This window comes from Micromonospora sp. CPCC 206061 (genome assembly GCF_036906915.1).
In the GTDB taxonomy this organism is placed as follows: Bacteria; Actinomycetota; Actinomycetes; order Mycobacteriales; family Micromonosporaceae; genus Phytohabitans.
On sequence record NZ_JBAKHX010000034.1, the window covers coordinates 23,988 to 37,729 of the forward strand.

Annotated in this window: 16 protein-coding genes; 13 read left to right on the forward strand and 3 right to left on the reverse strand. The window is 68.3% G+C overall.

Features of this window, described 5'->3' with window-relative positions; genetic code table 11:
* Nucleotides 1–220: 220 nt before the first annotated feature.
* The 13 genes from V6V89_RS22335 to V6V89_RS22395 all read left to right on the forward strand — a co-directional run bounded on the left by V6V89_RS22335 (nucleotide 221) and on the right by V6V89_RS22395 (nucleotide 10,658).
* On the forward strand, nucleotides 221–808 hold the full coding sequence (locus V6V89_RS22335) for a DUF2975 domain-containing protein (protein WP_334621177.1): 588 nt from the start codon (nucleotides 221–223) through the stop codon (nucleotides 806–808).
* A gap of 271 nt (nucleotides 809–1,079) precedes the next feature.
* Complete coding sequence (locus V6V89_RS22340) at nucleotides 1,080–1,322, forward strand: hypothetical protein (RefSeq protein WP_334621178.1); 243 nt, start codon at nucleotides 1,080–1,082, stop codon at nucleotides 1,320–1,322.
* A complete protein-coding gene (locus tag V6V89_RS22345; RefSeq protein WP_334621179.1) occupies nucleotides 1,319–2,512 on the forward strand; it encodes a PucR family transcriptional regulator in 1,194 nt (397 codons plus the stop codon). The genes V6V89_RS22340 and V6V89_RS22345 overlap by 4 nt, the downstream gene beginning before the upstream one ends.
* Complete coding sequence (locus V6V89_RS22350) at nucleotides 2,509–3,045, forward strand: Na+/H+ antiporter subunit E (protein ID WP_334621180.1); 537 nt, start codon at nucleotides 2,509–2,511, stop codon at nucleotides 3,043–3,045. The genes V6V89_RS22345 and V6V89_RS22350 overlap by 4 nt, the downstream gene beginning before the upstream one ends.
* The gene (locus V6V89_RS22355; protein ID WP_334621181.1) at nucleotides 3,042–3,320 is read left to right on the forward strand and encodes a monovalent cation/H+ antiporter complex subunit F; all 279 of its coding nucleotides are present in this window, start codon (nucleotides 3,042–3,044) and stop codon (nucleotides 3,318–3,320) included. The genes V6V89_RS22350 and V6V89_RS22355 overlap by 4 nt, the downstream gene beginning before the upstream one ends.
* Nucleotides 3,317–3,631 carry a monovalent cation/H(+) antiporter subunit G gene (mnhG, locus tag V6V89_RS22360; RefSeq protein WP_334621182.1) on the forward strand — a complete coding sequence of 105 codons (315 nt, stop codon included), beginning with the start codon at nucleotides 3,317–3,319 and terminating at the stop codon, nucleotides 3,629–3,631. The genes V6V89_RS22355 and mnhG overlap by 4 nt, the downstream gene beginning before the upstream one ends.
* Nucleotides 3,631–4,623 (forward strand): DUF4040 domain-containing protein, encoded by a 993-nt coding sequence (locus V6V89_RS22365; RefSeq protein WP_334621183.1) that lies wholly within the window; start codon nucleotides 3,631–3,633, stop codon nucleotides 4,621–4,623. Before mnhG ends, V6V89_RS22365 begins: the two co-directional genes overlap by 1 nt.
* Nucleotides 4,620–4,979, forward strand: coding sequence for a cation:proton antiporter subunit C (locus tag V6V89_RS22370; RefSeq protein WP_334621184.1), 360 nt, complete (start codon nucleotides 4,620–4,622; stop codon nucleotides 4,977–4,979). Before V6V89_RS22365 ends, V6V89_RS22370 begins: the two co-directional genes overlap by 4 nt.
* The gene (locus V6V89_RS22375; RefSeq protein ID WP_334621185.1) at nucleotides 4,976–6,454 is read left to right on the forward strand and encodes a monovalent cation/H+ antiporter subunit D family protein; all 1,479 of its coding nucleotides are present in this window, start codon (nucleotides 4,976–4,978) and stop codon (nucleotides 6,452–6,454) included. Before V6V89_RS22370 ends, V6V89_RS22375 begins: the two co-directional genes overlap by 4 nt.
* Nucleotides 6,447–7,928 (forward strand): proton-conducting transporter transmembrane domain-containing protein, encoded by a 1,482-nt coding sequence (locus V6V89_RS22380; protein ID WP_334621186.1) that lies wholly within the window; start codon nucleotides 6,447–6,449, stop codon nucleotides 7,926–7,928. Before V6V89_RS22375 ends, V6V89_RS22380 begins: the two co-directional genes overlap by 8 nt.
* Nucleotides 7,925–8,194 carry a hypothetical protein gene (locus V6V89_RS22385; RefSeq protein ID WP_334621187.1) on the forward strand — a complete coding sequence of 90 codons (270 nt, stop codon included), beginning with the start codon at nucleotides 7,925–7,927 and terminating at the stop codon, nucleotides 8,192–8,194. The genes V6V89_RS22380 and V6V89_RS22385 overlap by 4 nt, the downstream gene beginning before the upstream one ends.
* A complete protein-coding gene (locus V6V89_RS22390; RefSeq protein WP_334621188.1) occupies nucleotides 8,184–9,866 on the forward strand; it encodes a Na(+)/H(+) antiporter subunit D in 1,683 nt (560 codons plus the stop codon). Before V6V89_RS22385 ends, V6V89_RS22390 begins: the two co-directional genes overlap by 11 nt.
* Nucleotides 9,867–10,073: 207 nt before the next feature.
* A complete protein-coding gene (locus V6V89_RS22395) occupies nucleotides 10,074–10,658 on the forward strand; it encodes a hypothetical protein (RefSeq protein WP_334621190.1) in 585 nt (194 codons plus the stop codon).
* Nucleotides 10,659–10,729: 71 nt separating this feature from the next.
* On the opposite strand, the gene V6V89_RS22400 is transcribed toward V6V89_RS22395, so the two are convergent.
* Genes V6V89_RS22400 through V6V89_RS22410 form a run of 3 tightly spaced genes read right to left on the reverse strand, consistent with a single transcriptional unit; the run spans nucleotide 10,730 to nucleotide 13,317 of the window.
* Nucleotides 10,730–11,542, reverse strand: coding sequence for a slipin family protein (locus V6V89_RS22400; RefSeq protein ID WP_334621191.1), 813 nt, complete (start codon nucleotides 11,540–11,542; stop codon nucleotides 10,730–10,732).
* The gene (locus tag V6V89_RS22405) at nucleotides 11,532–12,893 is read right to left on the reverse strand and encodes an NfeD family protein (protein ID WP_334621192.1); all 1,362 of its coding nucleotides are present in this window, start codon (nucleotides 12,891–12,893) and stop codon (nucleotides 11,532–11,534) included. The genes V6V89_RS22400 and V6V89_RS22405 overlap by 11 nt, the downstream gene beginning before the upstream one ends.
* Nucleotides 12,871–13,317, reverse strand: coding sequence for an STAS domain-containing protein (locus V6V89_RS22410; protein WP_334621193.1), 447 nt, complete (start codon nucleotides 13,315–13,317; stop codon nucleotides 12,871–12,873). Before V6V89_RS22410 ends, V6V89_RS22405 begins: the two co-directional genes overlap by 23 nt.
* Nucleotides 13,318–13,742: the final 425 nt, after the last annotated feature.

Sequence of the window (13,742 nt, forward strand, 5' to 3'; positions counted from 1 at the left end):
TGACAACTTCGGCGTTCGAGCGGTTCAGCAGCCCAGGTCGCGACGGCAACGAACGACTTGGTCAGACTGGCGATCTCGACCGCCCCCGTCGTGGGCGTCCACATGAGACTCCCCAGGTCCAGCGGCCGCCTCGGCCGCCGGAGCCGCGAGCCGCCCGGTTGACAACAGAGGAGTTCTTATCGACTATCAATATATCGGTATTCGATAAGGAGGTGGAGGTATGTCGGGCAATCTCCGCGGCGGGCGCGACTGGTTGCGCGTGGCCGAGACCGCCGTCAGCGTCTTCCTGGGCCTGACCATCGTGTTCGCGCTGTTCGTCGTGGCCGGGGCGGTCCGGCGCAACTCGGTGCACGTCCCGGTGGACGCGGCAGGCGCCGGCGCGGCAGACACGCCGACGGGCACCACCTTGGTGCAGAACACCCACGTCGATGTTCACGTGACGGCGGCGACCTGGTGGCAGGCGATCCTGCACGCGGTCACGATCCTGCCGACCCTCGTCGTGGTCATCACGGCGTTGGCGCTGCTGGTGCGGTTGTTGCGGCACGCGCGGCGCGGCGATCCTTTCACAGCGGCTACCGTGCGCCGGTTGCGGTGGCTTGGAGGATTCCTGGTGGTCGCTGGCGTAGCCAGCGACGCGGTGGAGTTCGCCGCCGCTACGCTGCTGGCGCACAGCCTCGAACCGGCCGGCGCCACCGCGCACTACCGGTTCTCCGCGTCGTGGATCCTCGCCGGCGTGGGGCTACTGGCCGTCGCCGAGCTCGTCAACCGGGGTTACCACATGCGTGCCGAGCTCGACCGGGTGATCTGACATGGTGCGAGCGGCTCGGGGCGGCCAAGCTCGCCGCACGAGCCGTCACCCGTCCACCGCGTCTCCCCCGACCTAGCCGAACGACTCCTCGCCTGCCGTCGGGCACTCGAGCAGCCCACCACACCGAACCCGGTGACCTTGCCGGCGGCCGGCAACGAACGTGGCCGGTTGGTTAGCTGTGTCGGTCCTTGGTTCGGAATCGCTGCATATCATAGGGTTGGGGTTCGAGGGGTTGAGGGCGTTACTGGCGGATCGGCGACGGGAGAGGTTCATGCGTGCTGCCGATGTCATGGAGACGCCACCCTCCGTGCGGCTGGACGCTGCCTTCCTGCCGGTGTTGCGGATGGTCTCGCAGCACGGATGGCCGGGCTCGGTCGTCGTCGAGATCGCCAAGCGGGTACCGGTGGCACGCCCCCAGGCGACGGTTGTCGAGGATGGCGACACTCTCGGGGTCGTCAGCGCCAATCGCCTGCTCGGGGTGGTGGCGGCCGCGACCGAGGACAGGTCGAGGTGATCGTTGCCTCCCTGGGTGGCTTGAGCGCTCGTGGTCCCCTGTCAGCCGACGATCTCGCGGTTCTGGCCGCGAAGGCCAGCGACGACGCGGACCGGGTGCCGGCCGAGTTGCTGAACGGTTACCTGCAAACCCTGGTCGAGGTGAGCCAGAGCGGGCGGCGGCTTCACGAGGACGAGTTGGAGCGGTGGCGCGGGATCGGGGCAACGGCGGCCGAGCGCGGCATACCGATGCGGGGGTTGATCAATCTTTACCTGGTTGCGACCCGGTTGGCGTGGCCGTTGTTGCCCGGCGTGCGGGGTGCGGCACGTCCGGAGCAGTTGCGGCTGAGTGGGGAGTCCGTCCTGCGGGCCGCGGACGCGGCCGTTATGACGTTGACGGAAGGTTACGAGGAGGTGCAGCGGTGGGTAGTGCGCCGGGAGGAGTCGCTGCGCCGTGAATTTATCGATGACCTGCTCGACGGGCGCGACGTCGGGCGGCTGGCCGAGCGTGCCGAGCGGTACGGTCTGCATCTCGGCGGCACCCATGTCGTGGCCGCTGCGCGCGCTGCAGAGGCTTTTGTGGACGGAGGGTCGGCGGCGCGACAGGTCGAGTCCGGGCTGCGGTCCCAGTTCGGTCCGCGCGACGTTCTGGTGAGCACGAAGGATGGGTTGTTGATCTGCCTGGCGCCGCACGGCCTTGACCTGGTTCCCGAGGAGTTTGTCCGCCAACTCGCCGGGGCCCTCCGGCCGGACACCTCCTGGAGGGTCGGCATCGGCCAACCCCATTCCGGGCCGGGCGGCGCTGTGCGTTCGTTCGAGCAGGCGCGCAACGCGCTGGACATCGGTGACCGTCTCGACGTGCCCGAGCGAGTCCTTCGTGCCCGCGACCTGCTCGTGTACCAGGTGCTGCGTCGTGACAGCGCCGCGTTGTTCGAACTGGTCGTGGAGGTTCTGGAGCCGCTTCGCAAGAGTCGGCTCGGTCCGGGTCCACTGCTCGAGACGCTGTCGGCCTACTTCATGGCCGGAGGGGTTGCCACGGTGGCCGCTCAGCGCCTGCACATCGGCGTACGGACGGTTACCTACCGACTGCGTCGGGTGAAGGAGCTGACGGGGTACGCCGCCGACGATCCTGCCCAGGCGTTCATCTTGCAGGTTGCGGTACTGGGCGCTCGCCTGATTGGTTGGCCCGAGGACGACGGCGGCTTCGCGTGAGGAGATCCGACGGTGCTGCCGCCGCCGGAGCGGGGTTGAGCGAGGGTGACGAGGCGACGCAGGCGGTGTTGCGGACCGCGCCCGTTCTCGTCTTGTTCTGGCTGGTTCTCTCCGGGCACTTCGAGGTGCTGTTCCTGACCCTCGGTGCGGTGTCGGTCCTGCTCGTGTGTCTGCTCTCGCGTCGTGCTGGCGTCGCCGAGCGCGACGGGGTCACGTTGCCTCTCGTGCTGCGCCTGCTGCGTTACCTGCCATGGCTGGGTCTGGAGGTGCTTGTCTCGGCGTTCGCTGTGGTGCGCAAGGTGTGGTCGCCGCGTCCGGCGCTGCGGCCGGTGGTGGACTCGACGCCTTCCTCGGGCCTGTCGGTGCTCTCGCAGGTGGTTTACGCGAACTCCATCACGTTCACGCCGGGCACTCTGTCCTTCGACGTGGACGACGACAGTATCAAGGTTCACAGCCTGGACGAGTCAGGCGTCGAGGGCCTGCGGGCCGGGGCGATGCTGCGTCAGGTCCGCCGCCTGGAGCCGCGCCGATGATGTTCGCTGTGATGGCCGCGCTGCTGGTCACCATGCTTCTCGCGCTGGTCCGTGCGTTCGTGGGTCCAGGTCGTTACAACCGCATCCTCGCGATCAACACCTTTGGGACGAAGACCGTGCTGTTTGTCGCGGTCGCCGGGTTCCTATTCGGTCGGCCGGAGTTCCTCGACATCGGGATCCTCTACGCGCTGGTCAACTTCGTCGCGGTCGTCGCGGTGCTGCGACTGACCCACGACGACCCGGTCAGTAGCCAGAACGGGGAGGACGGGACTTGACCGTACTCGACGTCGTCAGCGGCGTGCTGTTGTCCGTAGGCGCTGTCTTTGTCCTGTCCGGCGGGGTAGGACTGCTGCGGTTCCCGGATTTCTACACGCGCATCCACGCCGCCGGCATCACGGACTCGGCCGGCGCCGGACTGATCCTTCTCGGCCTGCTGGTGCAGACGCCGAGCTGGGAGACCGGTGTCCGCCTGATGATCATCATGCTGTTCATGGTGTTGACGGGCCCGACCGCGACCTATGTGCTTGCCTTCGCCGCCCGCCGGGACGGCCTACCCATCTGGCACGAAGGTGACGGGCGCCGCTGATGACGACGTTCGTACTGATCAATGTCACCTTGCTCGTGATCCTGACCGCGACGGCGCTGACCATCTCGCGGATGCGTGCGCTCTATGAGGCCACCATGCTGACCGCGTTGTTCAGCCTGGTAACCGCGTGCCTGTTCGTGTTGTTGGACGCGGTGGACGTGGCGTTCACCGAGGCCGCGGTCGGTGTCGGCATCAGCACGGTGCTGCTGCTCGGCGGGCTGAGCCTGACCCGTTCGCGGGAGACGGTCACGCCGCGCCGTCGTCGGCTGCCCGGTGCCGCCGTTGCCGCGCTGACCGGTGGCACGCTCATCTACGCCGCTCAGGATCTGCCCGGGTTCGGTGCAGCGGATACCCCGGTGCAGAGCCACCCCATCACCGACGTCTACTTGCGACAGTCCCAAGAGGACATCGGCATTCCGAATACGGTCACCTCCGTGCTGGCCAGCTATCGCGGGCTGGACACGCTCGGCGAACTGGTCGTGGTGGTTACCGCCGGGGTCGCCGTCCTGCTGCTGCTGGGGCCGCTCACACGGCCGGAGGACGCCGGCTGGCGTAAGGCTCTCGACCTGGTCGACTATCGGGTGCTGCGTGTGGTCAGCGGCCTGTTAATGCCGTTCATCCTGCTGTTCGCACTGTATGTGCTGTTCCATGGTGACTTCGGGCCGGGCGGTGGATTCCAGGCCGGTGTGATCTTCGCGACCGGGTTCGTGCTGTACGGGCTGGTCTTCGGCTTGGACAAGGCTCAGCGGGTGCTGCCGAAGGCGGTGCTGTGGTCGCTGATCCCGCTAGGCCTTGTCCTGTTCATCGGCCTCGGCGTGGTGAGCATGCTGCTCGGCGGCTCGTTCCTCGATTACGACACCCTCAGCCCTGGCGATCCCGCGGCCGGACAGCACCTGGGGATCCTCTTGGTCGAGGCGGCCATCGGTATCACGGTCGCGGCCGTCATGACGTCGGTCTTCTTCAGCTTCGCCGGCCGGAGGGCGACGCGGTGATCAGGTCCCACTATGTCTTCTGGCTGGTCTTCGCGCTCATGATGATCGGCCTCTACGTCGTCATCAGCCACGGCAACCTGCTCAAGAAGCTGATCGGCCTCTCCATGTTCCAAGTCGGGGTGTTTCTGTTCTTCATCAGCCTCGGCAAGGTCGATGGCGGCAGCGCGCCGATCATCTCCGAGGGCGTTGAGACCTATTCCCATCCGCTACCTCAGGTGCTGATCCTGACCGCGATCGTGGTGGGTGTGGCCACTTTGGCGGTGGGCCTGGCTTTGGCCGTCCGCGTGTTCGAGGCGTACGGCACGGTCGAGGAAGAGGAACTGCTCGAACGCGACCAGGACGAGGCCACCACGTGACGGCGCACCTGCCCGTGCTGCCGGTCCTGGTGCCGTTGGCCTGCACGCCGCTTTGCCTGCTGCTGCGGTCCCGGACCATGGCCTGGTTGATCTTCATGCTGGCGGCCCTTGGCTCGCTGCTCAGTGCAGTGCTGCTGGCGGTACGCGTGGCCGACGGCGAGACGATGCGCTACGCGATGGGCGGCTGGCCGGCGCCCCAGGGCATCGAGTTCGTGATCAGCGGTTTCAACACGCCGGTGCTGCTGCTGGTGTCGTTGATCGCCGTGATCGCCGCGGTCTACGCTCGGCGCAGTGTCGCCGCCGAGATCGACGCCCGCCGCGTTCCCCTGCTCTACACGTGCCTGTGCCTCACACTGACCGGGCTGCTGGGCATCACGGTCACCGGCGACGCGTTCAACGTGTTCGTTTTCCTGGAGATCAGCTCGCTGTCGTCCTACGCGCTGATCGCCATGGGGCGGCGCCGACGGGCACTGGTTGCCAGCTTCCGCTACCTGGTGATCGGCACCGTCGGCGCCACGTTCGTCCTGATCGGCATCGGCCTGGCCTACGCGGTCACCGGCACCCTCAACATGGCCGACCTGGCGCGGCGGCTGGCCGACATCGACGGCAACCGCGCTTTGCTCGCCTCGGTGGTGTTCGTCTTCGTCGGCCTCGCGGTCAAGATGGCCGTGTTCCCGCTACACGCCTGGCTACCGGCCGCGTACGCGGAAGCTCCCTCGGCGGTCAGCACGTTCCTCGCCGCGGCCAGCACCAAGGTCGCGATCTACGTGTTCTGCCGGTTCGCATTCACCGTTTTCGGCGCCACTCTGGTATTCGGAACCATGCCGATCGGCCGGGTGGGTCTACTGCTCGCCAGCTTGGCGATGCTGATCGGGTCCGCTGTCGCCTGTTTCCAGACCGACCTCAAGTACCTGCTGGCCTGGTCGAGCGTCGCGCAGATCGGCTACATCGTGGCCGGCATCAGCTTGGCGACCTCAGCCGGCGTGTCGGCGGGCTACCTGCACATGATCAACCATGCCGTGCTCAAAGCGGCGCTGTTCGGCGCGGCCGGACTGCTGTTGTTGCGGCTGGGTTCGGTGCGGCTCACCGCGCTGGCCGGCCTTGGCCGCCGGATGCCCTGGACCTTCGCCGCCGTCGTGATCGCAGGCCTTGGCCTGGTCGGTGTGCCACCTACCGCCGGTTTCGTCAGCAAGTGGGCACTGGCGGCCGCGCTGCTCGACCAGGGGCAATGGCCGGTGCTGGTGGTCATGCTGGTCAGCTCGCTGCTCGCATTGGTCTACATCGGGCGCATCGTCGAGGTCGCCTGGTTCCGGAACCCGGTGGAGCTCGGCGAGACACCGAAGCCACCGGCCTCGATGGTCGCGGCGATCTGGGTCCTGGTCATTGCCTCGCTCTACTTCGGACTCGACGCGACGTTGCCGGCCGGCCTCGCCGACGCCGCGGCGGATGCCCTGCTCGGGAACCGGGGTGAGTGAGCTGTTCGCCGCGTGGACCTCACCAGGCCAGGCCCTGGCGCTGCCGGTCACGGTGGCCCTTCCGCTGCTGGGCCTGGGCGCCCTGCTGCTGTTGCGGCGCCACCCCAACGCGCGCGAAGGCGCGTCGCTGCTCAGCGGCATCCTCCTCGCCGCCGCCGTGCTCGCGTTGTGGCCGGTAGTCGACCGCGGCCTGCGCTTCGAGCTGTGGACCTGGCTGCCCGGACTGTCGCTCGAGTTCTCCCTGGAGCCGCTGGGGTTGCTGTTCGCGACGGTCGCCGCCGTGCTGTGGCCGGTGACGACCGTGTTCGCCACCGGCTACCTGCGCGCCGACGACGAGCGCGACCAGACCCGCTTCTTTGCCTTTTTCGCGCTGACAATCACGGCAGCTATGTGGATCGCGCTGTCGGCGAACCTGGTCACCCTGTTCATCGGCTACGAGCTCATGACCCTGGCAACCTGGCCGCTGGTCGCCCACAAGGGCAGCGCGGACGCCAGGCGGGGGAGCCGAACCTATCTCGTGGTGCTGCTGGCCACGTCCATCGGGCTGCTGCTGCCGGCGATCGTGTGGACCTGGCTGCTGGCCGGCAGCACCGATTTTCGGCCCGGCGGGCTGCTGGCAGGCCAGGCCGGGACAGGCGTGCTCACCGTGCTGTTCGCCCTCTACCTGTTCGGTATCGGCAAGGCGGCGCTGATGCCGGTGCACCGCTGGCTACCAGCGGCGATGGTCGCACCCACCCCGGTGTCAGCGTTGCTGCACGCGGTGGCCGTGGTCAAGGCCGGGGTGTTCACGGTCCTCAAGGTCGCCGTCTACGTGTTCGGGCTCGACACGCTCAGCGGCAGCGGCGCCGCTCGGCCGATGATGTGGGTCGCGGCGTTCACGTTGCTCGCCGCGGCATTGGTCGCGCTCCGGTCGGACGACCTCAAGCGGCGCCTGGCCTACTCCACGGTGAGCCAGCTGGCCTACATCGTGCTGGCCGCGACTGTGGCCCGCGACGTGGCCGTGGCCGGCGGTGCGCTGCACATGGTGACCCACGCCGTCGGCAAGATCACCCTTTTCTTCTGCGCCGGCGCCATCTACATCACGGCCAGGAAGTCCCGCGTGAGCGAGTTGGACGGGCTGGGCCGCGCCATGCCGTGGACCTTCGCCGCCTTTCTTGTGGCCTCGATCTCCATCGTCGGCCTGCCACCGCTCGGGGGCACGTGGAGCAAATGGCTCCTGCTACTGGGCGCCGCCGAGGCCGACCAGGTGGTGATGCTGGTGGTCCTGCTGGTGGGCTCGCTGCTGGCTCTGGCCTACCTGATGCCGATTCCGATGCGCGGGTTCTTCCTGCCGCCACCCGGCCCGCTGGCGCACGGCGAGGCCCGCTTGACCATCGCCGGGCCGCTGGTCTTGACCGCGGTCGGCTGCGTCGCCCTCTTCTTCGGCGCGCAAGCGGTGCTGGCACCGCTGGCCGGGATTCTGGAGCTGCCGTGAACGACGACGACCCTCGCTGGTTGGACAACCCCCGCAATGTGACCCGCGTGGTGTATGGGCTGGCCGTGCTCTGCGCCCTGGCGCTCGTCGCCGACCTGTTCTACCGCAAGCATCCACACTTCGGCTTCGAAGGCTGGTTCGGCTTCTACCCGGTTTACGGATTCATCGGAAGCGTGGGGCTGGTGCTCTCGGCCAAGTGGCTGCGGCGGTGGCTGCGACGCGACGAGGACTACTACCAGCGGCCGGAGCACCGCGATGACGACTAGCCCCGCCCTGTTGCTGATGGTCGGCGCGCTCGGCGTGCCGCTGCTGCGCGGCTGGCCGCGCAGGGTCCTGATGGTGGCGCTGCCCATCGCGGCGCTCGTTGTGCTGTGGCTGCTGCCCGAGGGCACCGGCGCCACCTTCGAGTTCCTCGGCCTGGTCCTGAACCCGGTGCGGGTGGACGGGCTGTCCCGCGTGTTCGCCACCGGGTTCCTGATCGCCGCCGTGCTGACCGCCGTCTACGCACTCCACCTGCGGGACTCGGTGCAGCAGACGGTGATCCTGATCTACGCGGCCAGCGCCGTCGGCGGCACCCTCGCCGGGGATCTACTGACCTTGTTCGTGTTCTGGGAGCTGGCTGGCCTGTCCTCGGCCTTGCTGATCTGGGCGGGTCGAACCGAGCGCAGCCATCGCGCCGCCATGCGCTACCTCGTCGCGCAAACGATCTCCGGACTGCTGATGCTGGCCGGAATCGTATTCCGCGTAGCGTCAGGCGAAGGGCTGGAGTTCAGCTACCTCGGGCTGGACGGACCGGGCGGAGTGCTGATCCTGCTCGCGGTCGGCATCAAGTGCGCCTTCCCCGTGCTGCACGCCTGGTTGACCGACACGTACCCGGAAGCGACGATCGTCGGCGCGGTGGCACTGTCGGCGTTCACCACCAAGTTCGCGGTCTACACCCTGGCGCGCGGCTTCCCGGGCGCCGAACCGCTGGTGTGGATCGGCGCGATCATGACGGTGTTCCCGATCTTCTACGCGGTCATCGAGAACGACCTGCGCCGCGTGCTCGCCTACAGCATGATCAACCAGCTCGGGTTCATGGTGGTGGGCGTCGGTATCGGCGGCTCGCTGGGGATCAACGGTGCCAGCGCGCACGCCGTGGCCGACATGGTGTTCAAGGGGCTGCTGTTCATGAGCATGGGCGCGGTGCTGATGCGGACCGGCACCGTCAAGGGCTCAGAACTCGGTGGGCTCTACAAGTCCATGCCGCAAACCACCGCGCTGTGCATCGTCGGCGCCGCCTCGATCTCGGCCTTCCCGCTGTTCTCCGGCTTTGCGACAAAGTCGCTGATCCTGGAGGCGGTCGCGCAGGAACACCGGACCGTGATCTGGCTACTGCTCCTGTTCGCCTCCGCAGGCGTGTTCCACCACGCCGGCATCAAAATCCCCTACTTCGCCTTCTTCGCGCACGACCGCGGCTACCGCGTCGCCGAGCCCCCGGTGAACATGCGCGCGGCAATGGCGCTGGCCGCCGTGGTCTGCGTCGCGATCGGCGTGGCACCGGCGCTGCTGTACGGAATTTTGCCCCACGACATGGACTACGTGCCCTACACGACGCCGCACGTGGTCAACCAGCTGCAGCTGCTGCTGCTGGCCTCGATGGCCTTCACCGTGCTGATCCGGACCGGCCTCTACCCGCCCGAGCTCCGGTCGGTGAACCTGGACTTCGACGTGGTCTACCGTCGAATCCTGCCGTCGAGCTGGCACGCCCTCAACGACGGCGTGGTGCGCGTGCGCAACCTCGGCGCTCCGCTACGCCGTCACGCGGCACGCGTGTGGGAGGTCGGGACAGGCCCGCTGCGGCTGGAGGGACAGACCGCCGTGGGCTGGTCGACACATTTGATGGTGTGGTGGGTCGTGCTGCTCCTCGGCCTCGTGCTCCTGCTGACACTGCTGTGAGTCAGGACACCTGAGACCAACACGTTCTCCACCTGGCTGGTCGACCGCTGACGATGAGGACGAACCACGCCTCGATGTCGTCGTCGGCCACAGGGAGGCGGTCGCGTTCGCCGGGCACTCTAGGCTGGATCGGCCTCTGCCGCCGCACCGCCTGCCTGGCCCGCCGCACAGGAACCTGCCCGTCGCACGGGTTCGTACACTGTCGAAGTGGACCCCGGCAGTGACGCCTCTCCAGTCAGCTACTGGAAGGACGGCCAGCACAGGCGCATCGGCACTGACGCGGACGTCGCGTGGATCAAGGAATCGACTACGCCAGGCCTGACCATCACGTCGGCGATCCCGCCGGTCTTCGCGGCATACGCGACCGTCGTCGTCCCGGACAAGGACGAGGGACGATCAGAGCACCTCAATCTCATACTGCGGTTGCTCACCGAACAGTCCCGCGACCAGCCGTGGTGGCTGGGCTACCTGGACACCGGCGCCGACGATCTGGTCTTCCCGGACGCGCCTCGGGTGACCCTGTACGCGGGCTGGCAATACGTGCTCGTTCAGGCGGGCCAAGCCCAAGCGGCACGGTGGCGCCACGACCTGCGATCGTGGCGGGCTCCCGGCCCAGATTTGATCTTCCCGGCCAATCACTCATGGCTACTGTCGTGGCTCTGGGACGACGACTGGCGATGCCTCGGAGGGCCGGCCGCGCTCGTCAACCGGTTCATGGAACAAGCGCAACTGCAGGTGCGCAGAGTCAATCTCGGCGAGGACGCCACACCACCGGGTTACACGGCGCGCTGACAGTCAGGTCCGCCCGCTCGTGGCCAGCCCGCCAGCACGACGCGACACACGAAGCATGTGTGGCCGCGGTGCTATGTGTGGTGGGCGGGTTGGGTTGTGGCTGCCGGGCGTGGGTTGGCACCGTCGGCTCGGGCGGTGAGGGTGTCGACGAGGCGGAGCAGTTCGATCGGTAGCGGGAAGATGAGGGTGGAGTTCCGTTCGGAGGCGACTTCGGCCATGGTGGACAGTACTCGCAGCTGCATGGCGGCGGGGTGGGCCTCGAGTACCTCGGCGGCGCGGCCGAGGTTGGCGGCGGCCTCGAACTCGCCGATGGCGTGGATGACTTTGGCGCGGCGGTCCCGTTCGGATTCGGCCTGGCGGGCCATGGCCCGGCGCATGGATTCCGGGAGTTCGACGTCTTTGACCTCGACCAGGGTGACCTTGACACCCCACGGGTCGGTGACCTCGTCGATGATCTGCTGCAAACGTTGGTTGATCTCGTCGCGCTTGATCAGCAGCTCGTCGAGGTCGACCTGGCCGAGGATGCTGCGCAGGGTGGTCTGCGCGATCTGCGAGGTGCCGACGATATGGTCCTCGATGGCGATGACCGACCGGACCGGGTCGGTGACGTTGAAGTAGGTGACCGCGTTGACCTTGACGGTGACGTTGTCCTTGGTGATGACGTCCTGCGGTGGGATGTCCATGGTGACGGTGCGCAGGGAGACCCGGACCATCCGGTCGACGATCGGGATGATGAAGAACAGGCCGGGGCCCTTGGCGGCGATCACCCGGCCGAGCCGGAAGATCACCCCACGCTCGTACTCGTTGACGATGCGCACCGACGCGGACAGCAACAGCAGGAGCGCGGCGGCGGCGATGAGCCAGGCCAGGATGCTAGTGGACATCGGGGTCCTCCGTGGCGTCGGCGGGTTCGACGAGCAGGGTCAGGCCCTGCACGTCGGTGACCCGTACGGCTTGGCCATCGTGTAGGTCGGCGCCCGGGCTGCGGGCGTTCCACCAGGCGCCCTGCAGTTGCACCCGGCCGGTGTGACCGGTGGCGGCGTTGACGACGGCGGTGGCGCCGAGCAGGGTGTGCGGACCGGACAGGGGCGGGTTCTTGCGGGCACGCCAGGCGAGCCGGCCGGCCAGCAGCGACCCGCCGCCGACGACCAGCGCGGTGGGTAGCAGGACGGCCGGGTTGACGCGCACCGCCTGGTCCTCGAACAGGAACAGGCCGGCGACCAGCAGCGCGATCGCCCCACCGGTGGCGAACACGCCCACGCCGGGGGTAAATACCTCGGCGGCGAACAGCGCCGCGGCCAGGACCAGCAGGGCGATGCCGGCGACGTTGACCGGTAGGACGCTGAGAGCGAAGAAGCCGAGGACCAGCAGGATCGCGCCGGTGACGCCGCCGAGGCCCATGCCGGGGGTGGCCAACTCGTAGATCACGGCGAGGGTGCCGATGGAGATGAACAGGAACGCCAGGTTCGGGTCGGCGATCAGGGCCAGCAGTTGCCGCAGCAGCCCCATCTCGTACTCCACCGCCCGGGCGCCTGCGGTGTCCAGCCGCACCTGCTCGCCGCCGGCGAGGGTGACGGTCCGACCGTCGACGGCGGCCAGCAGCGCGGCCCGGTCGGCGGCGATCAGATCGACCGCGCCGATGCGCTGGGCTTCGTCGGCGGTCGCGGCGCGGCCCTCCCGGACGGTGGCGACGGCGAAGTCGACGTTCCGGCCGCGCTGGCGGGCCACGGACTCGGCGAACGCCGCCGCATCGTTGATCACCTTGTCGCTGGCGGTCTCGCCGGTCTCGGCGTTCACCGGCGTCGCCGCCCCGATGGTGGTGCCCGGCGCCATACCCGCGATGTGGGCGGAGAAGGTGATCAGTGCCCCGGCGGAGGCAGCCCGGCCGCCCGGCGGCGACACGTACACGATCACGGGGGTGTCGGCGGCCAGGAACGCCTTGATGATCTGCCGCATCGAGCTGTCCAGCCCGCCGGGAGTGTCCATCTCCACGAGCAGCGCCTGATGCCCGCCGGTCGAGGCCTCCTCGACGCCGTCGACGAGGTGCTGCGCCACCACCGGGGTGATCGGCCCGTCCACTGTGGCCACCAGCACTGTGGACGACTGGGCCATGGCGGCGGCCGGCGCGGCCAGCAGCGCACCGAAAACGCAGACCGCCGCCCACAGTCCACCGAACGCCGCCCACCGCGTCCGGGTACGGTCGACGCGCCGGCTATCCCGCCCTCGCGCTGACATCGATCCACTCCCCGCCCGGCGTACCGGGCTCCGTGGTCTCGCCAACCGGCCCGGTCAGGTCCGGCCCGTCGTGCCGCCGGTCCTTGGGCATCCCGAGCAGCTGACGGATCAGCGGCGACGGGTTGGACACCGCGAGCTCGACACCGACCTGGGCGCAGATGCGGTTACCCACGACCAGGGTGCCCACACCCGTGCGGTCGATGAACGTCACCCCACTCAAGTCCAACACGATCATCGGCGGGCGCGGGTCGCGGACCGCGACGGCGGAGATCACGGCCCGCAGATCGGGCGCACTGGCGTAGTCGAGTTGACCGCGCAGCGCCAACACGACCGACCGGTCAAGGGTGTACCGCAAACCCATGGACAGCGTCACCGCAGCGCCCTCCCCACCCTCGGTAGGGCCCCAACACACGAAGACCGACACGACCCAAGCGGACCGCGAGCCACGGTCCAACGAACGGTCGATGTCAACCCACGCAGCGTCGAACTCGCGGACCCATCAGCCCGCACCACGCAAAAGGGAGGGTCACGCTCATTAGATGCGATACCGGGAGCCGCGTTACCGCCATGGTCAGCCTCCTCGTGCTCGCCGACCAGGCTTCCCGGCACACCAACCACAACGTAGCTCGCCCGGTGCTGGCAAGCAACTGTCCCGCGCCCCGGAGTAGCCTCCGCGATCGTGGAAGACCGGGCACCCCGCAAAGAGAAGTGCTCTGTTCGTTACGAACGACCCCGCCGCCGGACGCGCGGCGATACCGACGTCGTTATCCGGCCACTGTCGGCAAATCAGTCATCCCTATCCCGTCGACCCCGCGACTAGGTCATCAGTCGCCACGCCGCGCACACGTT